This window comes from Weissella thailandensis (genome assembly GCF_001932615.1).
Lineage (GTDB): Bacteria > Bacillota > Bacilli > Lactobacillales > Lactobacillaceae > Weissella > Weissella thailandensis.
Genome location: NZ_CP014332.1, coordinates 593,594 through 616,589, shown reverse-complemented (window position 1 = coordinate 616,589; position 22,996 = coordinate 593,594). Strand labels below are relative to the sequence as shown.

Sequence of the window (22,996 nt, the reverse complement as noted above, 5' to 3'; positions counted from 1 at the left end):
AAAAAGAAATTAAAATTTATTCTTAGAAAGGAAAAATTTATGGAAATGTCTTTTACTGCTGTTGGAGACGCTATTATCCAACGGCATATGCCAAAAGGTGGCTATCCCGGATTCAAAAAAGTCCAGGAATTTTTGTCCAAAGGAGATACCCGTTTTTTTAATTTAGAAACTACATTACATAATTATGAATCTTATGGTTCACAATATAGTGGTGGTGGTTATTTGTGTGGACCTCCTACTGTATTACAAGATATTAAAAATTTTGGTTTCAATATGACTTCATTTGCCAATAATCACACGCTAGATTATTCATATGGCGGCTTGGAAATTACTTTAAAAAATGTCGCTGCAGCAGATATTCCACTTGCGGGTGCAGGAAAAAATTTACAGGAAGCATCGCAACCTGTCTACTATGAATCACCAACTGGCAGAGTTGCCGTAATAGCTGCCACTAGCACTTTTAATCCAGCTGCCATGGCTGGACAAGCATCATCATATATGCCTGGCAGACCCGGATTAAATCCACTACGCTACGAAGATACCTACTATGTTACTAGTGACCAAGCTGAAAATCTTCAGCAAGTAATTCAGGCTACCCACGCAGATGATGAAAATAAATTTCTTAGAGCAAATGGTTTTGCACCAGCAGTGCCTGACGATGTGCTAACGCTTGGCAAATATAACTTTAAAGTTTCCGATAACACGGGGCATAAAACCAATGTTGTCCAAAAAGATTTAGACCGTTTTAAAAAACAAATCGAAGAAGCCAAGGCACAAGCGGATTACGTGCTTATTTCAATCCATTGTCACGAAATGCAAGATACAAATCGTGAATCCTTACCCGATTTTTTAAAAGAATTTGCCCATAAATGCATTGATTATGGCGCTAACGCAATTGTTGGTCACGGGCCCCATACAATTAGAGGGCTTGAAATTTATAAAGAGAGTCCTATTTTTTATTCTTTAGGCGATTTTATTTTAAATATTCAAGATTTAACTAAAGCACCTGCCGACTACTTTGAAAGTTTTGATCTTTCACCTGATGCAACCATTGCAGAATTATTCAACGCACAATGGGCTGGTAATACTCGTGGTATGCATGTCGATCCAAAACTATATGAATCCGTCATCCCATATTGGCAAACACATAATGGTAAGTTAACAGCGTTGTCCTTTGCTCCCGTTAAATTAGGATTTGATTATTCACAACATGATAATCGAAAAGGTTGGCCAGTCTTAGACGAAAGCGACACCATACTAAAAAGATTAGCTAAGCTCTCAGATCAGTTAGGGACAAAAATCATTATTAAAAATCATATTGCACATGTCATTTTGTAAATTCATGAGGTCGTTTGGTATAGCTGCCAAGCGACTTTTATTTTGTGCTTTTATCATCTTACAGATTGGTAATTCGTTGCAGTATTACTGTACAGTGCATTCTTGCCATCCTTAGTGATATATCAAACACTTCTATCTTATTTATCCAGATTGTTAACATACTTGACCATTTAATATCATATTCATTAAATTTTAATTTTACATATACAAACAATACGAGTAATATTAAAATGTTTAATTGATATATTTTAAATAGTTTTAAGCAAAATTGGAGGATAGTATGAGATGAGTCTCTACGGATTTTTGAAGAATAAAGTAAATTACATTGATATTATGTTGATTGTTGCGCTGGGTGTTATTGCGACAATTGTGCCCTTCTTAAGTCACTTTTATAATATTTCTACAGATGGTGTCTATCATCTTGCCCGTTTTCAATCTATTGCAGATTCACTAAAAGATAATTCAATCCCCAATACGCTAAATTTTAAATATGTCTCACAAAATTCAGCCATCGGTGTCGCTATCAATTCACTGTATCCCTGGCTAACAGGTCTAATATTTATAATTCCTAATTTAATATTTCAAAATCCCATATGGGGGTTAGCAGCTGGTTTTCTTATCCTAAACATCATTACAATATCAACAGCCAAATCCCTCATGAGTTATATTTCATCTAGTCGAATCATCATCTATACTGGCGTGGTAATTTATCAGTTTAATAATTATCATTTTATAGATTTGTACTCTCGCTCTGCATTTGGTGAATCGATAGCTCACGCATTTATACCCTTAGTATTTTTAGGAATTTTACAAATATACGATGCCAAAAAAACTGGGTTTTTAGTTCTTGGATTAGGAATGGGACTATTGATAAATACCCATATCATTTCCTTTATATTTGGTCTTTTCATTATTTTTATTAGTATTCTTCATCGATGTGTGACAAAGAATATGACACGTCATAAGTTAATAGCCTTCTGTAAAGCAGGACTTGTTGGTATACTAATTGGTTTATATGCCATATATAACTTACTAGATGTTTATCTATTAAATAATATTGTAGAACCCTTTAAAACAATAAAAATGTTGGACATGAACACAATGCTCACAACGTTATTGAATAATGATATTAAATCTGAAAATTCCATAGGCTGGAACCTAGGCTTACCAGTTACCATATTATTAATTAGCTTACTTATTCTTGCATATAAAGCACAGCAAAATTCAACTTGGAAAATATGGATTATCAGTGCAGGAGTTATTTATCTATTCATCTTTAACTGGTGGCCTACAGAATCTCTCGTCAACACCCCACTTAGCATCATTCAGTTTTATGGTCGCCTTTTTGTCATTATTGGCCTGTTAATCAGTATTGGCTTTGTTTTATTTCTAAATCATCATACGGTTAGTACGAAGCGGCTAGTCTTGTTAAACCTGTTGATCATCGCATTTTCTCTATCGGCAGTTTATCAGAACCATTATAACTATTGGACTTATCGTCAACCTTTGAACTCAAGCAACTATTACACGACATTAAAAAATCGCAGTACTTTTTCTGATTACTTACCTGCTAAAGGATCTAAAACTAATGTTAGTGTATTGTTTGACGAAAACATCACCGTACCTAAACAAAAAAAGTTAACTAACAATAGTGTTTCCTTTAAGGTCAAGGCGAATAAAAATAAAACAGTTTCCTTACCTGTTGTTATGTATAACGGTAAAAATTATAATATCTGGGTAAATAATGTCCAAACCCAAAGCTTATCTACTAAGTTATTGAGAGTAAAACTAACCAAAGGAACTAATACTATTAAACTGACATCTACTAACAATAAAAACGAATTACTATTAATAGTTTCAGTTGGTAGCTTTATCGGGTTTAGTTCATATCTATTTTTCCGAAATCGAAAAATAAACGACAATATTTAAGCAAAAATTTCTAAAATAAAAATAATTCTATACTTTCAGCGTGAAAATAAAAACTTCACGCTTTTTATTTTGCCTTTCTCATAAACAAAAAAACATCAATAAGAAGCCAACATAATTCATAATCAAGAAAAACCATTAAATTTATAATTCATAAAGGTGATAATTTTAATAAATTTATCTATTTCATTACCTTTTCATACTATTTAATAAATAGGCTAATTAAACCGAACCCTGTAAGTTGTAGGCATAACAACTCACAGGGTTCGGTTTAAATTTAGCATTTAATTAGCTTTATACTTATTACGATTTAATTCTTACGATGCTTTATTTGAATGGGGGCATCCCCAACGATCAACGTATCACAAATATCCAAAAATAGACCATGCTCAACAATACCAACATGTTTAATTAACTTATTTGATAAATCATAAAGATCTGAGACATTAGATATATCAACATCAATAATAAAATTATTTGAATCTGTTGTTAGTAATGATTCATCTTTGTTTTTTCTGTATGTTGGATGTAATCCTAACTCAGTATCAAGATAACGGTAAACATGTGCACTCCCTATCGGCAACACTTCAATCGGTAGTTTAAATGAACCTAATTTAGCACTTTGCTTGGACGAATCTACAATCCATATATTTTTATCTGATGCCTTTGCAACGATTTTTTCGTAAAATAGCGCTGCCCCGCCGCCTTTAATACCATTTAGATCATCGTCAACCTCATCAGCTCCGTCAATAGTTATGTCTATTGTATCCACACTATCTAGTTCAACAACATTTAAGCCGTATTTTGTACCAAGTTCTTTTGATGAAATGGATGTAGCAACACACCTAATTTTCATTTTTTCACTTTTGACCCGATTCGCTAGTTTTTCAATGAAAATATTTGCAGTGCTACCGCTACCTAATCCGATTACCATATTATTTGATACGTATCTTAATGCTGCCGTTGCTGCAGCTACTTTTCCGAAATCCTCCATTTTTTAACCCTCTGTCTAAATAAATAATTATAGGAACGAAGTAACAGCAGCAGCTAATAGAATTAATACTAGACCTATACTGATAACTAACCATTCTCTCCTGGTCTTAGACTGCTTCATTACTATAATACCTGATACCGTCGCACCGACAATTGAAACTTGTGACAAAACAAACCCTGTAGCTAACCCTAACATCTCAGGCTGTGCTGATACCAAATACCCAAATGCAGCCATTGCAAAGAAAAATCCTGAAATAATCTGCTTATAGGTAATTTTATCCACAAAGATATTATGGTGGTTATTTACTAAATCAAAAATACCTAATAACAACCCAAATGCGGCCATACCAATTGCTTGAGGCAAAAACATATGCATACCATCTGTGCCATTTGAAGTATATTGTGGCAAAATTCCATATAGTGAATATCCTATTTGAGCAACAAGCAAAATTCCAACGGCTTTTAATAATAATGCATTATTATCTTCAGTTTTTGTTTCTTGATAAGTGGTTAAATATGCACCAATTAAGATAACAATAACTGCTAGGAATCCAAGAAGTTTTGCTGTGAAACTTGGCCAGTTTCCAAGCATAATAACACCCCAAAGTACATTGGCTGAAATTTGAAAAGCTGTTGAAATTGGCATTGCTTTTGATGAACCAAGTATATTACCAGCAGAATCTTTTAGACTGAAGGCAGCAATTGTCAAAACATTGGCAAATGCCCATGAAGCACCTGATGCAACAGATAACCAAAAATCAACGCCAGTCGGAACACTCAACCCACGAACAAGTAGTAGGATAGTAGCAACAATCAAAGTCCCCCAAGTTGCCCAAAAAATTCCTTGAATAGAATTACCACCAAACTTAGAAACTAAAGTTGGGTAAGCACTCCAACCAATAATGGCCAACAATGAAAAGAATAATCCAACTAAATTCATTTAACTATCTCCTATTTAATTGCCTCACCAGTAAAGTCAACATTTGATTCCAATATAATATTTGAAAATGCTGTTGTTTCGCCAGTACGCACTGTTGCAATATTATTCTCGTCACGGCTCATTTTTTTTAATTCATCATGTGCAATATAGACTACCTCAACATCTGTATCTAACAAGTCTAAAATAGCTCTGTGTTGTTCGACATTATCACTTTTTATTTCTTCCGCCAAAAACACTCTTTGTACTTTCATCTCAGATAAAGTGGCTGCCAAAACTGAAATAAATGAAGGTAACCCACGAATAACTGAAAGATCAATTTTACGTCCATCATTAGCAATAGGCAATCCTGAGTCCCCAATGGTCAGCCATTGTGTATGACCAATTTCTGAAATTGCTGATGATAATTTAGTATTTAATAAGTTAGTTTTACGCATTTTTCTTATTCCCCTTAATTTTTACTTGTCGTGAGCTGCTAGAATAGCCAAAACTTCATTTTCATGCGGAATGCTTGGCTGAGCGCCTGAACGTGAAACAGTAACTGATGAGGCTGCAGATCCATAAATCATTGCCTCTTCTATATTAGTCAAATCCTTATTTAAACGGGTTGACATAGCCCCAATAAATGTATCACCTGCTGCTGTTGTATCTATTGCTTTGGTTTTAAAGGCTGGGACCATTGACATTTCTCCATTATCTCGCATATAGAATGAGCCCTTTGAGCCCAAAGTAATAATGACTGTATCAATTCCTCGCTTAAAATAGTAAACCGCATTATGACGCATTGAATTTTCATCACTGATTTCAACGTTAGTTAACAAATATGTTTCATGCTCATTCGGCGCTATAATATCTGTTAACTGAAGTAACTCTTCTGGTAGCCCCCCTACTTCTGGCATTGGCGCTGGATTTAAAATAGTTTTCACACCATTTTCATGGGCAATTTTAAATGCTTCTATAACTGTCTCAATAGACGTCTCAAGTTGTGCAATAACAAAATCAGATTCCTTAATAGCACTGCTGTGTTGACGAACATCTGCTGCAGTCATATCAGCATTGGCACCTCCATAAATATAAATAGTGTTATCCCCCCGTCTCCTCAGAAACTGTAATGTACGCTTGACCAGTCTCTGCTGTTTCCGAACGCGTCACATACTCAGTTCTTAGATTCTCAACATGCATATTTTTTTGCATATCGAATGCCTGACCAACTTTAGTAATCATATTGGTCTTTACACCTGATCGTGCAACAGCAACACCCTGATTAAGATGTGCTCCTATCCTAGTATTTGGTACATAAATTTCTGAACAGTTGTGCCATAATTAATAAAACAAGATAGGAGCATTCCAATGAAACGATATCAAGATGATTTTAAAGCCAGCATTGTGAAGATGCATCGTGAAGAGAAAAGATCTATTCGCTCGCTTTCCGAGGAATACGGTGTTTCTCCAGCCGCAATTCATAACTGGGTTAAAGGCGCTAAATCAGTTGAGCTAGAAGACGGTACTGAAGTAACGTCCAAAGAATTCAAACAACTTCAAAAGGAAAATCAGCGATTAAAGGAGGAACTTGAAATTTTAAAAGTTGCGGCGGTGTTACTGGGAAAGCATTAGGACGAATTAATTGCCTTGTCTTCATAGAAGATCAGTTATTGCGACACCGCTTATCAATTATTCTTTCGGCACTGAAATTACCGCGCAGCACCTATTACCATTGGAAAAGATATCAACCTAGTCAACACGAACGTGTTGATAATCAGCTCAAAGAAAAAATTAAATTAATTTGGGAAAATAATTATCGTGCCTATGGTTATCCACGAATAACGATGGTGCTTCGCAAGTCAGGCATCTGTGTTGGGTCAAAACGAATTTTACGATTAATGAGAAAAATGGAAATTCACTCTTTAATGAATCGGCGATTTAAAAAACCTGGCACTCATGTGGATCATTCACAACGCCCCAATTTAATCAAGCACCAGCCCAATGCAAGGATATGGCGTGCTGACATTACTTATTTGGAATTACGTCCAGGAACCTGGGTTTATCTCAGTTCTATTTACGAACCAAAGGTTCATCAAGTTCTTGCTTTCAAGATTGGTCGTCAGATGGAGGCGACGTTAGTTGTAGAAACGATTAATCAGGCGCTTGAATGTCATCAAAAGCCACAATATTTTCACTCTGACATGGGTTCACAGTACACCAGCAACGAAGTTGAAACTTTACTTGAACGGCACCAGATTAGCCACTCATACTCAAAACAAGGTTATCCTTATGATAATGGGCCAATTGAAGCTTTTCACTCATTGTTGAAGAGAGAGTTTGCCTTTCAAACAACTTTTTCCAATTTTGAGGACTTGGTAATCCGAACCTCAAATTACATCAGTTGGTTTAATTCCGACAGAATTAGAACGAGTGTTTAGAAAAAGATGTGCCATTTATTGACATAGGAGCAACCTTTACCACCCATAGCTTCTTTTAAATAATTATTAGTGTGCAAAGTCTCCCCACTGTTAGCAAACCTCGGAACTGAAACAACCTTATCAATGTTTGTTGACCCTAAAACTGTTATTATCTTTGCCATCATTTTTCCCCATATTTTTTATATGATATTACGATTTTGAAATTAAAACGTTTTAACTAAAAACCAAAAAATAATTACACTTTAAACCTTCTTCTTTCAACGTCTAATGCATAATTGTTTGCCATGTCATGAACAAATATGATTATATAGGCTAAATCATTCTATGTAAACGTTTTAATAAAACGTTTTACTCGTGACGTGAATTTATTATGTTACTTTTTAATCTTAATGCATTTTGTTGTAAGCGTTACCATAAGTTAAATGATAATTTTTATTTAATATAATCATTTAATTAGAAAACCAATTATTTCACAATAATTACACTTTTCCATTCAAATAAAAAATATGTTGTAAACTTCTATTGCAGTTTACAACATATTTTTGCCTAGTTATTTCAAATTTTCTAAGATAATTTTTAAAATTAAATATCTTATTCAGCATGCTTCACAACATACTTTGCCAATTCATTTTGTGCATCAATGATATACTCAGATGGGTATGGCTCTTTTTCTTGAGCAACCGACAGTTCAGTACATCCTAAAATAATGTACTCACAATCAAGCGTTTGAAAGAAATACGTAATCAATTGATGATATTTCTCACGGTTCACAAAATCCTTATTTTTAATGTCATCATAAATTAATGACATAACCAATTGCTGATGATGTGCATCCGGTATAACCGGTTGCACACCTTTGTCAATTAATTCTTTCTGGTATATTTCTGCAGAAATCGTACCATCAGTGGCCATGATGCCGACTTTACTATCTTTATTAGTGCTCGTTTGGCAAGCGCTTGCCGCTATATTAGGCATACTTAGAATTGGCGCTTTAGATGCCTTTTGTAATTCTGACCGAAAATAATGAGCTGTATTACAAGTCATAACAATGAACGAAACACCTATGTCATTTAATTTCTCAACATCCGATTGTAACAAAGGTAATGGATTAGGCTTTGTATGATCGAATATATAGGCTGTTCGGTCCGGAATAGAAGCATGATTAAAAACAATGTAGTCTAGATAATCTTGGTCTTTATGCGTTTCAGTTAATTGATTTACAGTATGAACAAAATTTTCTGTCGCCACCGTTCCCATGCCACCAATAATTCCAAAAAATTCTTTCACTTTCCTACTCCCCCATATTCTAAATACATAATTTTGGTGAGAACACATCAATGATATTATGATTTAAATCGTTTTTACCAGTTTATTAACACACTATAAAATTAATACACCATCAAAAAGTAATTATACATTTTTTATATAAAAGACAATCTAATGCATAGTTAAACATTGGCACCCTTGAACTGACTATCAGCAATTCAAGGATGCCAAAATATTTTGTAAATTACTTAACCACCGTACTATTACCAGTTGCATAGTCTATTTCAACACCCGGCTGAACATTAGGTACAAAAACATTGAATTGCAATTGACCATCTTTAGACTTTGCTTCCATATGATTACCTGATGGCACCAAATTATCGCCAATATAAACCGGTGTCACTCTATATCTCACATTACGATTATTATCGAGTGACTTTCGAACAAGTGTTTCATAATAATTTTGCCCTGTATTCTCGGAATTGCCATTTGATGCCTGATTAGCCCATGCCGTCTGTGTTGCTATATTTTGTGGATTCGCTTCAGAAGGATCGAACGATTTAATACTACCCGCCAAGGCATACCCAATCAAATGACCTCGATTATACAATGTATTATAACGACCACCAATTGTTGCCTGCTGCCAGCCAACTGGTTCAATAGTTCGTGAGCTTCCAGTCTCTGATCGTGATTGATATTGCCGACTAGTTCTATTTAAGAATGCATTTGCTACTCCTGGTCGACCAAGACTGTCCTGTTGCGCTAATTGAACATATGGTGCGACGTTAACCTGTGCATTCAAATTTGTTTGGTTATCATTAACAATATAAGCACCAGTCTTATTAAATGACACTTTATTCGCATTTAACTGTTTAACAACATCATCTGTTAATACCGTTTTGGCTAGTGATTCACTCGGATGAGTATCGGTAACTGTACCATAACTAACCCCGTCTTTAACATTTACCGTTTTATTAACCTTTGCTGATGAAGCAGATTGATGACTGTTATTATTTGTTTGATCATCAATATTAATCACACCAGTTTGCTGTAAAATTAAAAGACCGACAATGACTACTGCAGTCCCAATTGGAATATTTTTCTTACGGCCCATATTGCTGCCTCCTTTATGACGTCAATAAGTATATCATGTCATAAAGGTTTATTCCGAATTTCATAAAAAAATAGGCTGGCACCAAATAAAATGTCCCACCCTATAATTCTGAAAATTCATTAATTAATCCTGCACCGGCTCATTATTATATGTAATAATTGAAAGTCCATCTTTATTCAATTCCATTTGAGAAATCGAACCATTAGCAGGACGTTCATGCACGGCAATTTTACCTTCACCAAATCGATCAGCCAGTGAAATCAATGTATTACCATGACTAATCAAAAGCACATTATCACCATCATCTAAAACAGGATTAGTCAATATGCGTTTCAGTCCAGCTAGCACACGTTGCCAATATTCTTCACTATTTTCGGCATCATGCCATGGATCAGCGTCCTTTAATAAATCTTTCGTTTTATCAACACCGTATTGATCCACTATTTCTGCATAAGTGCGTAACCCGACTGGCGCACCAGCACTAGTCCAAGCCACATCCATATTAGCCCCTTCAAAAGAACCATAAAACTCTTCCCGAAACTTTGCGTCTGTAATCAAACTAATATCGCGACTATTTTTGTTTTCATCTAAAATAATCTTGGCAGTATCCATTGCCCTAGTAGTATCTGAACTATAGGCTGCTTTAAAGTGTACTTGAGATAATTTGTGACCAGCTTGATAGGCATCTTTAATACCTGACTCCACTAAAGGTGAATTCCCCCAACCCTGTAGCTTATTATAACGGTTAAAATACGTCTTCCCATGACGTACAACATATAAGTGTAAAGTCTTCATTAATTCATCCCCCCTCTTTGCTCATTTTAGCACAAATCATTTTCGCTTACGTTCCATAGCCCCCTTACGACGCATAATTTGTTCAGGTTTTAAGTATTCACGAAATACACTAACGGCTTTTTTGGCTTTTCCGCCGACAAACTCAAATGTTTTACCATCAGTGGTCGTTACAAAAAAACCACGATAATAAAACTTTAAAATGATTTCCATGCTAACAGATTTAACATTTTTCCACGGTATTTGAATATAGCCACCATGGGTATTAGCTCGGAATTCCATCCCACGGTCACCATAAAACATTTTACCTTGTTGAATGTTAACAGGTGACATCATTGCATTCGCATTACCTGACAATATTATTTTTGTGTTTAATGCTTGAACCATTATCGTTCTCCTATTTTATATAAAAAAAGATGGGTCAGTGTCGCCCACTGCCTCATCTTTCATTCTAACAAATTTACTTCAAATTGTACTATGCCATAATACCGAAGGCGTATGCCAAGATACCAACGATAAACAATCCAAAGATAATTGTGATAGCTGATACCCGCTTACGTAGCAACCACAAAACAATAAACATCAACAACAATGGTGCCAATCCAGGCAATAAATCATCCAATGTGTCTTGCAAAGTTGTGACTTTGTAAGCAGTTAACGACTGTTCGTCTTGAATTTGGGTAACAACCTTAGCAATCTGTGATGCAGAAACATCACCACCATTAATTGACTGTGCTAGTGCAGGAATATCAGCAGCCGCACCATCTTGCACCTTAACCTTTGACATAACAACCGGGAAGTTCATCGTCGTCCAACGAGGGACCAAAACTCCCATGATAAACATACCCAAGATTGAAGCACCAGTGGTGATTTTTTGCATCGCACCACCACCAAGGTCCTGCGTGATGTTTGTACCTTCTTTATAACCTAATTGTTGCGTATACCATAGGAACAACATACGGATTAGATTCCAAACAACGAAGAAGATGATTGGACCCATCACTGAGCCACCTTGTGCCATACCAGCAGCAAACGCTCCTAGAACTGGACGCATCGTTCCCCAGAAAATTGGATCTCCAACACCAGCCAAAGGTCCCATCATTCCGACCTTAACTCCGTTCATGGCCTCATCATTAATTGGTGCACCGTTTGCACGTTGCTCTTCCATAGCAAGCTCAACACCCAAAATAGGTGAAGCTACATATGGATGTGTGTTAAAGAATTCCAAATGACGCTTCATTGCAGCGGCACGGTCTTCCTTTGACTTATACAAACGACGGATACCCGGAATCAATGAGAATGCCCAACCAACGTTTTGCATACGCTCATAATTCCATGAAGCCTGCAAGAATGTTGAACGCCACCAAGTATTTACAAGATCACTTTTGCGCAAGTGAACTTCGACTTTTTCATTTTCACTCATGATGTACTATCCTCCAAGCTTAGTAATTATCTAAAATGGCATCAATTGGATCACCATTTGACCCATTTGAACCGCCACCATTACCTGATCCACCATTAAATCTTGGTGACAATTGTAGGTAAATCAAAGCCAATACAAGACCAATCATACCCATGGCAATCAAGTTCAATTCTGAAACAGCTGACAATGCGAACCCTAAGAAGAAGAATGGCCAAAGTTCAGCAGTTGCCATCATGTTAATAACCATTGCATATCCAACGACAACAATGAAGCCACCGGCAACAGCCAATCCCTTTGTAATCACATCAGGAATAGCATTCAATGCGCTATTAACAGGACCAGCACCAACCGCCATTACGACGATAACTGGAATTGCAATACGCAACCCTTGTAATGCCAAAGCTGTCCAGTGGATAGCTTCGATCGAACGTAGATTACCCTTTTCGGCTTGTTTATCAACAATGTGAGCCAAAGCAACTGTAATCGTACGAACACCAATCGTCAAAACTTGACCAGCAACCGCCAAAGGAATAGCAATCGCCATACCAGTATCAACACTAACTTGTGCTGGACCCGTTACTAGGTATGCTGATACAGTTGAAGCTAAGGCCGCATCGGGTGCAACAGCGGCACCGATGTTCATCCAACCTAGAGCAAGCATTTGCAACGTTCCACCAAGGATAATTCCTTCAGTTAAGTGTCCGTTAGCTAACCCAATTAAAGTTGCGGCAACCAATGGTTGGTGGAATTGAAACTGATCTAAAATCCCATCCATTCCAGCTAGGAATGCGAATAGAACTACGAAAAACGCTGAAATCATGCGTTATCCTCCCGAATAATTTCTCTACTATTTAATTAATAACAAATTACGACTTCTTTAATAAGTCAAAAACATCTCTACCTTGATCGGCTGGCACTTTACGAACATCAAAAGTCACACCATTATCTCGTAGATATTCCAATGTCTTAACGTCCTCATCATCAACGGCAACCGCGTTTGTTAACATACGCTTACCTTCTGAATGAGACATTGAACCAATGTTAACTTCATCAAACTTAACACCGCCCTCAACTGCCTTCGCAACATCTTGTGGTGTTTCGAATAATAGCAAAGCTCTTACTGAACTAAACCGTGGATCATCCCAGACATCTATCAGCTTTTGAATAGGAATAACATTTACCTTAACACCAACAGGTGCTGCTTGAACAAGCAATGTCTTACGTAGCTCATCCTTTGACACACCATCCGAAACAACAATGATACGATTTGGTGTCACAGCCTTTGTCCATGCAGTTGCTACTTGTCCATGCAATAGGCGTGAATCAATACGTGCTAAACGAACATCCATCGTTGCTGAACCAGTATGGATAACTTCATCGATATCCCCAGCCTCAACAACTGGTTGATCATCTTCTTCTGCAGAATCTGTAGTAGATGATGCTGGCTCTTCAGTTTCAGGTAAGGTCTTTACACCATCTCGTGCAACTGGCATCAAGTAACTTGCAATTTCAGCAGCTGTTTCCATCGTGAAACGAGCCCCATAAGCTTCTACTAACATTGGCAAGTTTAACCCTGTAATGATGGCCATCCGGTCTTCATGCAAGGCTTGAATTCGAGATGCAGCGTTAAACGGTGATCCACCCCACAAATCAACGAGGAACAATACTTGTCCCTCAGGTTCAAATGTTGCAAGAGCATCCTCAAACTTTTTCGTCAAATCTTCCGGACCCTCATTGGGCATAAATGTTACTACTTGAACATTCTCTTGCTCACCAAAAATCATTTGACCTGACTGTCGGATACCCGCAGCAAATTCACCATGACTAGCAATAATGAAATTTACCATAATTGCCACGCTCCTTATTTATATAATAATTCAAAAGTACAAACATTACTGTACTTGTGTAATTATAGACTATCTTCTATCATCTGTAAACGGTTACACACTTACTTTAAATTATTTATCTGTCAGGCTTTCAGAGCGATTATCATTGGCTAATTACTGGCATTTTTACGCTTCATTAACCCTGAAAATGCTATAATATTTTGATAGTCTTTTGGAGGTATCAACATGCACCCTTGGTTGAAATGGTCTAACCGACCAGTAATCATATATACAATTCTTTTCGGCATTCTGTCGATGTTTATTTTTGCGCCTTACTACTTTACAGATACGTCATTAATTTGGCAGTCAGATGGTATCGCACAACACTTTCCAGCCTTAGTGCACTGGCAAGAAGACTTAAAAAACATTGTTCATAACCACACGTTACCAACTAATTGGCAATGGCAAATTGGCTTGGGAGCTGATTATTACCAGACTTTTTCTTACTACACTTTAGGGGATATATTCAGCTATGGCGCTGTCTTGGTTTCTAAAGCGCACCTAATTGCATACTACAACTGGATGGTTATCGTGCGCCTTTACCTAGCCGGCATTACTTTTTTGTTAACTGCGCAACATTGGTTCAAAAATCGACCAACATGGCACTATCAAATCGCTGTATTTGGCTATATATTTTCAGGATATACCGCATTCTCAGCGTTTGAACATCCGTTTTTTATCAACCCTTTAATTATTTTTCCGCTACTCATTCTAGCATTAGATATTGCTTTATCTAAGCAAAAATATAGTTTCTTAACAATAGTGCTTTTCTGGACACTGTGGAATAATTTCTATTTTGCCTTTATGATGATGATTGGCCTGGGCATCTATTGTCTTGGCTATCATATTAAAAAACAAAGTTGGCCAAGTTGGCGAACATTTATTAAAACTTTACTCTCAGGGTTAATTGCTAGCTTACTAGCTGCACCCTTATTATTACCTAGTGTGGATGCTGTTCTCAATTCGGCACGATCAAATAGCAGCATTGCAAATGGATTAACCGTATACCCTGCCTACTATTATTTTTCGTTGCCTGGTAATCTAATTGCCAATCAGGCCACGCCATCTTTTTGGTTAACCGGTGGCTTTACAGCCATTAGTATCATGGCAATCGTATTTGGTTTACGACGTTGGCAACAATATCGACTATTTAATTATTTATGGTTAGCCAGCTTAATCAGTCTTTGTTTCCCCATATTTGCGGCCATTTTTAATGGTGGGTCTTCGCCATCTAATCGTTGGTTATTCCTATTATCATTACCGATTAGCTTAATGGTCCTACATCTCATGGCGCAGTTACATACTTTAAATAAGCAAGACTATCTAAGCTTTTTTATTACTGGTGTATTAGCAAGTCTTTCATTATTTGTCATAAGTAATTTTAATTTAAATAGTCGCTATGGTATGATGATTGCTCTATATTTTGCCTCATTAGCTTTATTATGGCTCATGCAGTCCAATGTCACACTTAAACCAGTGTGGCTAGTTTTATTGGTCATGTTTAATGCATTTTTCTTGGTGACTCGTAATCATACAAGTAATACCAATCCCAAAGCAACCGATTTATTACCAAATCAAGTGGTTAAACAGTTGCTGCATCAACAAAATAATTATAAAAATCAAAATGATAAACAAATAAGTCGATCTTACGTGGATAACCAATTAAATAATGCAACCGGTATTGCACCGGCAACCAACCTTCCGCTTCTTAGCAGGTTGAACAATGTTGAAAGCTACTGGTCATTGCAGAGTGGTTCAGTTAGCCACGGGTTAGCTCCACTTGGTATCAGTTCATCTAATCCTAATGATATTACTGGCGATCTTGATTCACGAAATATTATTAGTAATGTATTAGGCGTTTCTGACCGTTATGAAAACCCGGACACATTAACGCCTAACTCTTATCAAACACAGACTAATCAGATTGTTAATGGTCAGACAATTAACCACTCTGAGAATGCCTATCCACTGGTATATCTACCAGACTATTACTTGAGCCAAAAATACTATAATACCCTATCACCAACAGAAAAAGAAGCTTCAATGGCTGATAGCGTGGTGTTACCTGGTCATTCATCTTCAGACAAATCAAAATTTAGTCAAAAAGTTGCTACTGGTTTAATAAGAACTGATTTAACAAAAAAAGCAAAGAAAAAACAACATATTACGTACAAAACAAATACAGACTGGTTGCCTGAAGGCTTTTATCTCAGTCCTTCCAAAACTTTAAAAGGTACTGAATTACACTTGGAAATATCGAATATCCATTTTAAACCCTATCATTTAAAACAACAGCAACAAGTCGCATTAAATCAATATCGTTATCAGCACACCCAAGATGCCAGAAATGCACAAAACTTAATTGATCGACAATATAATGAACAAGCATTTACTTGGAATTGGTATAAGAAAAATTTTAGTGGTATTGGTAAAGAAATTAATAACTATACTATTTCGACTAATTACAATGGTATAAACAACACATTTACTCAAACTGGAAAGTCAAATCTATCATTTTATAATCCGAAAAAGAATATTACATTAAATCTTGGCCAAGCCAATTCAGTAAATAAAGAAACTTTTATCCCCCTATCCTTTGATAAGGTCGGGCAATATGACTTTGATTTACAAGTGAAAGCAATCCCAACAGGCAAAAGTTTTAATAAAGTGGCAAAGCACATGAAACAAACAGCACCAAGTTATACGCTGGATGATAATCAACTTTCGACATCTGTTACCGTCGATAAACCTAGAATACTAGCAACTACTATTCCTTATAGTCATGGTTGGACGGCTAAAGGTACCCATGCTAATCTAATTAACCTTGGCAATGGTTTTATTGGGATTCCCCTAACTGCGGGTAAGAATAATATCAATTTGTCTTATCACACGCCCGGCGGTCATTTAGGTAAAGTTAGTTTCTTCATTGGTCTGCTAATTATTTGTTTAACCTTTATCGTACGACTCTTTAAAAGACTAGTTATGTCTCAAAAATAAGCATCAATTTTCTACACACAAAAAGGGATTCCTGAATGGTGGTTCAGGAATCCCTTTTTTATATACACTTCATTTCTAATGATTACATTTTATAATTCGTCAGAATCAAACCATTCTGCAATACTAATCCACTGATCACTTTTCTTACTTTTAATTTCATAATCAGTAATATCATACAACGTTTTACGGTCACCATTTAAAGGTGACCAATAAGTCTCATCTGCGCGATGAATAACATCCCATTGCGTATAATTTTGTTCTTCCCCCGAAGCATCACGCACGTCAAAGCCTTCTTTTAACGTGATATTTTTTTCACCAACTTGTGGTCCACCGGCACTAAAATCTGCCATTAATTGTTGATGCGTGTCACTGGTAATCGGATCATTTGCCATGTTTATGTCTCCTTCACATAAGATTCATACTACCCTAGTATTACACTTATTATCTTCTATATAAACAATTTATAAAACAAAAATAAAACCCTAAGAATTCTTGAATAAAGAACCCCTAGGGTATGTTATGCCGTCGATGGGGGTCGAACCCATACTCCCTTGCGAGAACTGGATTTTGAGTCCAGCGCGTCTGCCAATTCCGCCACAACGGCATCATATTAAATATTACATCAAGCTAGGGCGGTAGATGGGGATCGAACCCACGCGTGCCGGAACCACAAACCGGTGTGTTAACCACTTCACCACTACCGCCATGGCAGGGGTAGAGGGAATCGAACCCCCGCCGACGGTTTTGGAGACCGTTGTTCTACCGCTAAACTATACCCCTATAATAATGATGTAATACCTAATTTGAAACGGTCACAACGGGATTCGAACCCGTGATCTTTCGCGTGACAGGCGAACGTCATAACCAACTAGACCATGCGACCAATGGACGTTACAGGGATCGAACCTGTGACCCCCTGCTTGTAAGGCAGGTGCTCTCCCAGCTGAGCTAAACGTCCATTAATGCATCGCGATGTCCTATCCTCGCAGGAGGCGATCCTCCAACTACTTTTGGCGCTACTGAGCTTAACTACTGTGTTCGGTATGGGAACAGGTGTGACCTCAGTGCCATCATCACGACACGTTTATTTTGTTGAGTGAACTTAGTTCCCTCAAAACTGAATCATAATTGCTTATTTTTTCTTGCCTTACACCACTTGCTACTTGGTTAAGTCCTCGAACCATTAGTACTAGTCCGCTCCATGTGTCACCACACGTCCACTTCTAGCCTATCTACCTCATCATCTCTGAGGGGTCTTACTTCATTTCTGAATGGGAAATCTCATCTCGAGGCGAGTTTCACACTTAGATGCTTTCAGCGTTTATCTCATCCGTACATAGCTACTCAGCGATGCTCCTGGCGGAACAACTGATACACCAGTGGTACGTCCACCCCGGTCCTCTCGTACTAAGGGCAGCTCCTCTCAAATTTCCTACGCCCGCGACGGATAGGGACCGAACTGTCTCACGACGTTCTGAACCCAGCTCGCGTACCGCTTTAATGGGCGAACAGCCCAACCCTTGGGACCGACTACAGCCCCAGGATGCGATGAGCCGACATCGAGGTGCCAAACCTCCCCGTCGATGTGGACTCTTGGGGGAGATAAGCCTGTTATCCCCAGGGTAGCTTTTGTCCGTTGAGCGATGGCCCTTCCATGCGGAACCACCGGATCACTAAGCCCTACTTTCGTACCTGCTCGACTGGTAAGTCTCACAGTCAAGCTCCCTTGTGCCTTTACACTCTGCGAATGATTTCCAACCATTCTGAGGGAACCTTTGGGCGCCTCCGTTACTTTTTGGGAGGCGACCGCCCCAGTCAAACTGCCTGCCAGACACTGTCTTCCACCACGCTTAGTGGTGTGAGTTAGAGTGTTCATACAACGAGGGTAGTATCCCACGTTTGCCTCCATCGAAACTAGCGTCCCGATTTCTACGGCTCCTACCTATGCTGTACAAGCTGCACAAACACTCAATATCAAGCTACAGTAAAGCTCCATGGGGTCTTTCCGTCCTGTCGCGGGTAACCCGCATCTTCACGGGTCTTTAAATTTCACCGAGTCTCTCGTTGAGACAGCGCCCAGATCGTTACACCTTTCGTGCGGGTCGGAACTTACCCGACAAGGAATTTCGCTACCTTAGGACCGTTATAGTTACGGCCGCCGTTTACTGGGGCTTCAATTCGTACCTTCGTCGAAACTAAGTACTCCTTTTAACCTTCCAGCACCGGGCAGGTGTCAGCCCCTATACGTCATCTTACGATTTTGCAGAAACCTGTGTTTTTGATAAACAGTCGCCTGGGCCTATTCACTGCGGCTCAGCTTGCGCTGAGCACCCCTTCTCCCGAAGTTACGGGGTCATTTTGCCGAGTTCCTTAACGAGAGTTCACTCGCTCACCTTAGGATGCTCTCCTCGACTACCTGTGTCGGTTTGCGGTACGGGCAGGTAAACACTAACTAGAAGCTTTTCTCGGCAGCGTGACATCACAGACTTCCCTACTTTATTTCGGTCCCCATCACAACTTGTCCGTATAAGTGCAAGCATTTAACTCACACTAAGACTCATTGCTTGGCCCAGCATTTCCAGCAGCTGGGATCCGTTAGCCTTCTGCGTCCCTCCATCGTTCAAACATGTTCACCTGGTACAGGAATCTCAACCTGTTAGCCATCGACTACGCCTTTCGGCCTCGCCTTAGGTCCCGACTAACCCTGGGAGGACGAGCCTTCCCCAGGAAACCTTAGTCATATGGTGGACAGGATTCTCACCTGTCTTTCGCTACTCATACCGGCATTCTCACTTCTAAGCGCTCCACCAGTCCTCACGGTCTGACTTCATTGCGCTTAGAACGCTCTCCTATCGCGCCACTTACGTGGCACCCGTAGTTTCGGTGGTGTGTTTAGCCCCGGTACATTTTCGGCGCAAAATCACTCGACTAGTGAGCTATTACGCACTCTTTAAATGGTGGCTGCTTCTGAGCCAACATCCTAGTTGTCTATGCAACTTCACATCCTTTTCCACTTAACACACACTTAGGGACCTTAACTGACGATCTGGGCTGTTCCCCTTTCGACAATGGATCTTATCACTCACTGTCTGACTCCCGGACATACGTGATTGGCATTCGGAGTTTATCTTAGTTTAGTAACCCGAGATGGGCCCCGCACCAAAACAGTGCTCTACCTCCAACACGCTTTCTTCCGAGGCTAGCCCTAAAGCTATTTCGGAGAGAACCAGCTATCTCCAAGTTCGATTGGAATTTCACCGCTACCCACACCTCATCCCAACATTTTTCAACATGTATGGGTTCGGGCCTCCAGTGCGTTTTACCACACCTTCACCCTGGACATGGGTAGGTCACCTGGTTTCGGGTCTACAACAACATACTCAGTCGCCCATTTCAGACTCGCTTTCGCTACGGCTCCGGTCTTTCCACCTTAACCTTGCATGTTATCGTAACTCGCCGGTTCATTCTACAAAAGGCACGCTATCACCCATTAACGGGCTCTAACTTGTTGTAGGCACATGGTTTCAGGAACTTTTTCACTCCCCTTCCGGGGTGCTTTTCACCTTTCCCTCACGGTACTGGTTCACTATCGGTCACTAGGGAGTATTTAGCCTTACGAGATGGTCCTCGCAGCTTCCAACTGGATTTCACGTGTCCAGCCGTACTCAGGATCCTACACGGGAGTTTGCTTACTTTCGCATACGGGGCTATCACCCAGTGTCGCTCAGCTTCCCAGCTGATTCTGCTAATAAACAAATTTGTAACTCCACAACGGTAGTCCTACAACCCCAGAGTGCAAGCACTCTGGTTTGGGCTTCTCCGTGTTCGCTCGCCGCTACTGACGGAATCGATTTTTCTTTATTCTCCTGTTGCTAATGAGATGTTTCAGTTCACAACGTCTACCATCGTTTAACTATGTATTCATTAAAACGATAACTTGCATAACAAGTTGGGTTCCCCCATTCGGAAATTCCCGGATCAAAGCTTACTTACAGCTCCCCGAGGCATATCGGTGTTAGTCCCGTCCTTCATCGGCTCCTAGTGCCAAGGCATTCACCATGCGCCCTTAATAACTTAACCGATCAACTTACGTTGATGATTTCGTTTGAGTATTGTGACTCAATGGTCACAAGCGATTTTAAACTTATTTAAAAAACTCAAAAAATTACGCGGTGTATTTTTTCGGCTCAATTTAATTGATAAAAATCAATTTAAATGAATTTAAAAATTTACAATTATGATTCAGTTTTCAAAGAACTAATGCTGAGTGTTAACCACTCAAAACTAAATATCGTTTCGACGAATGTGTAGGATTCCGATTTTCCTTAGAAAGGAGGTGATCCAGCCGCAGGTTCTCCTACGGCTACCTTGTTACGACTTCACCCTAATCATCTGTCCCACCTTAGACGGTTGGCTCCTAAAAGGTTACCGCACCGGCTTTGGGTGTTACAAACTCTCATGGTGTGACGGGCGGTGTGTACAAGACCCGGGAACGTATTCACCGCGGCGTGCTGATCCGCGATTACTAGCGATTCCGACTTCATGTAGGCGAGTTGCAGCCTACAATCCGAACTGAGACATACTTTAAGAGATTAGCGTACCCTCGCGGGTTAGCGACTCGTTGTATATGCCATTGTAGCACGTGTGTAGCCCAGGTCATAAGGGGCATGATGATTTGACGTCATCCCCACCTTCCTCCGGTTTGTCACCGGCAGTCTCACTAGAGTGCCCAACTAAATGCTGGCAACTAATAATAAGGGTTGCGCTCGTTGCGGGACTTAACCCAACATCTCACGACACGAGCTGACGACAACCATGCACCACCTGTCACCTTGTCCCCGAAGGGAACGTCCTATTTCTAGGATTTGCAAGGGATGTCAAGACCTGGTAAGGTTCTTCGCGTTGCTTCGAATTAAACCACATGCTCCACCGCTTGTGCGGGTCCCCGTCAATTCCTTTGAGTTTCAACCTTGCGGTCGTACTCCCCAGGCGGAGTGCTTAATGCGTTAGCTGCGACACTCAAGGGCGGAAACCCTCGAACATCTAGCACTCATCGTTTACGGTGTGGACTACCAGGGTATCTAATCCTGTTTGCTACCCACACTTTCGAGCCTCAACGTCAGTTACAGTCCAGAAAGCCGCTTTCGCCACCGGTGTTCTTCCATATATCTACGCATTTCACCGCTACACATGGAGTTCCACTTTCCTCTACTGCACTCAAGTTATCCAGTTTCCAAAGCCCTTCCTCAGTTGAGCTGAGGGCTTTCACTTCAGACTTAAATAACCGTCTGCGCTCGCTTTACGCCCAATAAATCCGGATAACGCTTGGAACATACGTATTACCGCGGCTGCTGGCACGTATTTAGCCGTTCCTTTCTGATAAGATACCGTCACACACTGAACAGTTACTCTCAATGTCGTTCTTCTCTTATAACAGTGTTTTACGAGCCGAAACCCTTCATCACACACGCGGCGTTGCTCCATCAGGCTTGCGCCCATTGTGGAAGATTCCCTACTGCTGCCTCCCGTAGGAGTATGGGCCGTGTCTCAGTCCCATTGTGGCCGATCAGTCTCTCAACTCGGCTACGCATCATCGCCTTGGTAAGCCATTACCTTACCAACTAGCTAATGCACCGCGGGTCCATCTCTTAGTGATAGCAGACCCATCTTTCAATTAACAACCATGCGGTTGTTAGTATTATACGGTATTAGCACTTGTTTCCAAATGTTATCCCCTGCTAAGAGGTAGGTTACCCACGTGTTACTCACCCGTTCGCCACTCTTTGTCAGATAAAATCAAATCAGAGCAAGCTCGTCAGATCAATTAAAAACAAAGCGTTCGACTTGCATGTATTAGGCACGCCGCCAGCGTTCATCCTGAGCCAGGATCAAACTCTCATTTTA

17 protein-coding genes, 5 tRNA genes and 3 rRNA genes are annotated in these 22,996 nt (G+C 39.3%); 4 read left to right on the top strand and 21 right to left on the bottom strand.

What is annotated here, in order from left to right; all coding sequences use genetic code 11:
• The first annotated feature begins 39 nt into the window (after nt 1-39).
• The gene (locus FOL01_RS03035; RefSeq protein WP_083603413.1) at nt 40-1,338 is read left to right on the top strand and encodes a CapA family protein; all 1,299 of its coding nucleotides are present in this window, start codon (nt 40-42) and stop codon (nt 1,336-1,338) included.
• Nucleotides 1,339-1,623: 285 nt separating this feature from the next.
• Nucleotides 1,624-3,267, top strand: a complete 1,644-nt coding sequence (locus tag FOL01_RS03030) for a putative glycosyltransferase family protein (RefSeq protein ID WP_075269272.1) — start codon at nt 1,624-1,626, stop codon at nt 3,265-3,267.
• A gap of 307 nt (nt 3,268-3,574) precedes the next feature.
• On the opposite strand, the gene rpiA is transcribed toward FOL01_RS03030, so the two are convergent.
• From rpiA to FOL01_RS11435, 5 genes are read right to left on the bottom strand one after another with little or no spacing between them, the layout of a single operon-like run.
• Nucleotides 3,575-4,258, bottom strand: coding sequence for a ribose-5-phosphate isomerase RpiA (gene rpiA / locus FOL01_RS03025; protein WP_075269271.1), 684 nt, complete (start codon nt 4,256-4,258; stop codon nt 3,575-3,577).
• A gap of 27 nt (nt 4,259-4,285) precedes the next feature.
• The gene (locus FOL01_RS03020; protein ID WP_075269270.1) at nt 4,286-5,197 is read right to left on the bottom strand and encodes a GRP family sugar transporter; all 912 of its coding nucleotides are present in this window, start codon (nt 5,195-5,197) and stop codon (nt 4,286-4,288) included.
• An 11-nt stretch (nt 5,198-5,208) separates the two neighbouring features.
• Nucleotides 5,209-5,631, bottom strand: coding sequence for a D-ribose pyranase (gene rbsD, locus FOL01_RS03015; RefSeq protein WP_075269269.1), 423 nt, complete (start codon nt 5,629-5,631; stop codon nt 5,209-5,211).
• A gap of 21 nt (nt 5,632-5,652) precedes the next feature.
• Nucleotides 5,653-6,267 carry a PfkB family carbohydrate kinase gene (locus FOL01_RS03010; RefSeq protein WP_250637864.1) on the bottom strand — a complete coding sequence of 205 codons (615 nt, stop codon included), beginning with the start codon at nt 6,265-6,267 and terminating at the stop codon, nt 5,653-5,655.
• A 10-nt stretch (nt 6,268-6,277) separates the two neighbouring features.
• Entirely contained in the window at nt 6,278-6,418 is a 141-nt protein-coding gene (locus tag FOL01_RS11435; protein ID WP_250637862.1) for a hypothetical protein, read from the bottom strand.
• A gap of 126 nt (nt 6,419-6,544) precedes the next feature.
• Between FOL01_RS11435 and FOL01_RS03000 the strand changes: the two genes are divergently transcribed.
• Nucleotides 6,545-7,614, top strand: a protein-coding gene (locus FOL01_RS03000; RefSeq protein ID WP_156834980.1) for an IS3-like element IS1163 family transposase whose coding sequence is annotated in 2 segments (ribosomal slippage) — nt 6,545-6,773 and nt 6,773-7,614 — 1,071 coding nt in all. Because the reading frame shifts where the segments join, the coding sequence is not laid out codon by codon here.
• A gap of 591 nt (nt 7,615-8,205) precedes the next feature.
• Here the strand turns inward: FOL01_RS03000 and FOL01_RS02995 are convergent.
• The 7 genes from FOL01_RS02995 to FOL01_RS02965 all read right to left on the bottom strand — a co-directional run bounded on the left by FOL01_RS02995 (nt 8,206) and on the right by FOL01_RS02965 (nt 14,056).
• Nucleotides 8,206-8,901, bottom strand: a complete 696-nt coding sequence (locus FOL01_RS02995) for an aspartate/glutamate racemase family protein (RefSeq protein WP_075269267.1) — start codon at nt 8,899-8,901, stop codon at nt 8,206-8,208.
• Nucleotides 8,902-9,124: 223 nt separating this feature from the next.
• Complete coding sequence (locus FOL01_RS02990) at nt 9,125-9,994, bottom strand: DNA/RNA non-specific endonuclease (RefSeq protein WP_075269266.1); 870 nt, start codon at nt 9,992-9,994, stop codon at nt 9,125-9,127.
• Nucleotides 9,995-10,117: 123 nt separating this feature from the next.
• The gene (locus tag FOL01_RS02985) at nt 10,118-10,789 is read right to left on the bottom strand and encodes a histidine phosphatase family protein (protein WP_075269265.1); all 672 of its coding nucleotides are present in this window, start codon (nt 10,787-10,789) and stop codon (nt 10,118-10,120) included.
• 36 nt (nt 10,790-10,825) lie between these two features.
• Nucleotides 10,826-11,173: a DUF956 family protein gene (locus tag FOL01_RS02980; protein ID WP_075269264.1), complete on the bottom strand. Its 348-nt coding sequence runs from the start codon at nt 11,171-11,173 to the stop codon at nt 10,826-10,828.
• Nucleotides 11,174-11,261: 88 nt separating this feature from the next.
• Nucleotides 11,262-12,209: a PTS system mannose/fructose/sorbose family transporter subunit IID gene (locus FOL01_RS02975; RefSeq protein WP_075269263.1), complete on the bottom strand. Its 948-nt coding sequence runs from the start codon at nt 12,207-12,209 to the stop codon at nt 11,262-11,264.
• A 19-nt stretch (nt 12,210-12,228) separates the two neighbouring features.
• Nucleotides 12,229-13,029, bottom strand: coding sequence for a PTS mannose/fructose/sorbose transporter subunit IIC (locus tag FOL01_RS02970; RefSeq protein ID WP_075269262.1), 801 nt, complete (start codon nt 13,027-13,029; stop codon nt 12,229-12,231).
• Between the two features lie 46 nt (nt 13,030-13,075).
• Nucleotides 13,076-14,056, bottom strand: coding sequence for a mannose/fructose/sorbose PTS transporter subunit IIB (locus tag FOL01_RS02965; RefSeq protein WP_075269261.1), 981 nt, complete (start codon nt 14,054-14,056; stop codon nt 13,076-13,078).
• Nucleotides 14,057-14,281: 225 nt separating this feature from the next.
• On the opposite strand from FOL01_RS02965, the gene FOL01_RS02960 reads away from it, so the two are divergent.
• Nucleotides 14,282-17,092, top strand: coding sequence for a YfhO family protein (locus tag FOL01_RS02960; protein WP_075269260.1), 2,811 nt, complete (start codon nt 14,282-14,284; stop codon nt 17,090-17,092).
• 89 nt (nt 17,093-17,181) lie between these two features.
• On the opposite strand, the gene FOL01_RS02955 is transcribed toward FOL01_RS02960, so the two are convergent.
• From FOL01_RS02955 to FOL01_RS02915, 9 genes are all read right to left on the bottom strand, one after another.
• Nucleotides 17,182-17,484: a hypothetical protein gene (locus FOL01_RS02955; RefSeq protein WP_075269259.1), complete on the bottom strand. Its 303-nt coding sequence runs from the start codon at nt 17,482-17,484 to the stop codon at nt 17,182-17,184.
• Nucleotides 17,485-17,612: 128 nt separating this feature from the next.
• A tRNA-Leu gene (locus FOL01_RS02950) sits at nt 17,613-17,696 on the bottom strand.
• 27 nt (nt 17,697-17,723) lie between these two features.
• A tRNA-His gene (locus FOL01_RS02945) sits at nt 17,724-17,796 on the bottom strand.
• A 2-nt stretch (nt 17,797-17,798) separates the two neighbouring features.
• Nucleotides 17,799-17,872: transfer RNA gene (locus FOL01_RS02940), tRNA-Trp, on the bottom strand.
• 29 nt (nt 17,873-17,901) lie between these two features.
• Nucleotides 17,902-17,975, bottom strand: a tRNA-Asp gene (locus tag FOL01_RS02935).
• 2 nt (nt 17,976-17,977) lie between these two features.
• Nucleotides 17,978-18,050, bottom strand: a tRNA-Val gene (locus tag FOL01_RS02930).
• A gap of 6 nt (nt 18,051-18,056) precedes the next feature.
• Nucleotides 18,057-18,173 (bottom strand): 5S ribosomal RNA (rrf, locus tag FOL01_RS02925).
• 82 nt (nt 18,174-18,255) lie between these two features.
• Nucleotides 18,256-21,172: ribosomal RNA gene (locus FOL01_RS02920) — 23S ribosomal RNA — on the bottom strand.
• Nucleotides 21,173-21,421: 249 nt separating this feature from the next.
• Nucleotides 21,422-22,996 (bottom strand): 16S ribosomal RNA (locus FOL01_RS02915).
• Together the 16S, 23S and 5S rRNA genes with 5 tRNA genes alongside form the textbook arrangement of a ribosomal RNA operon.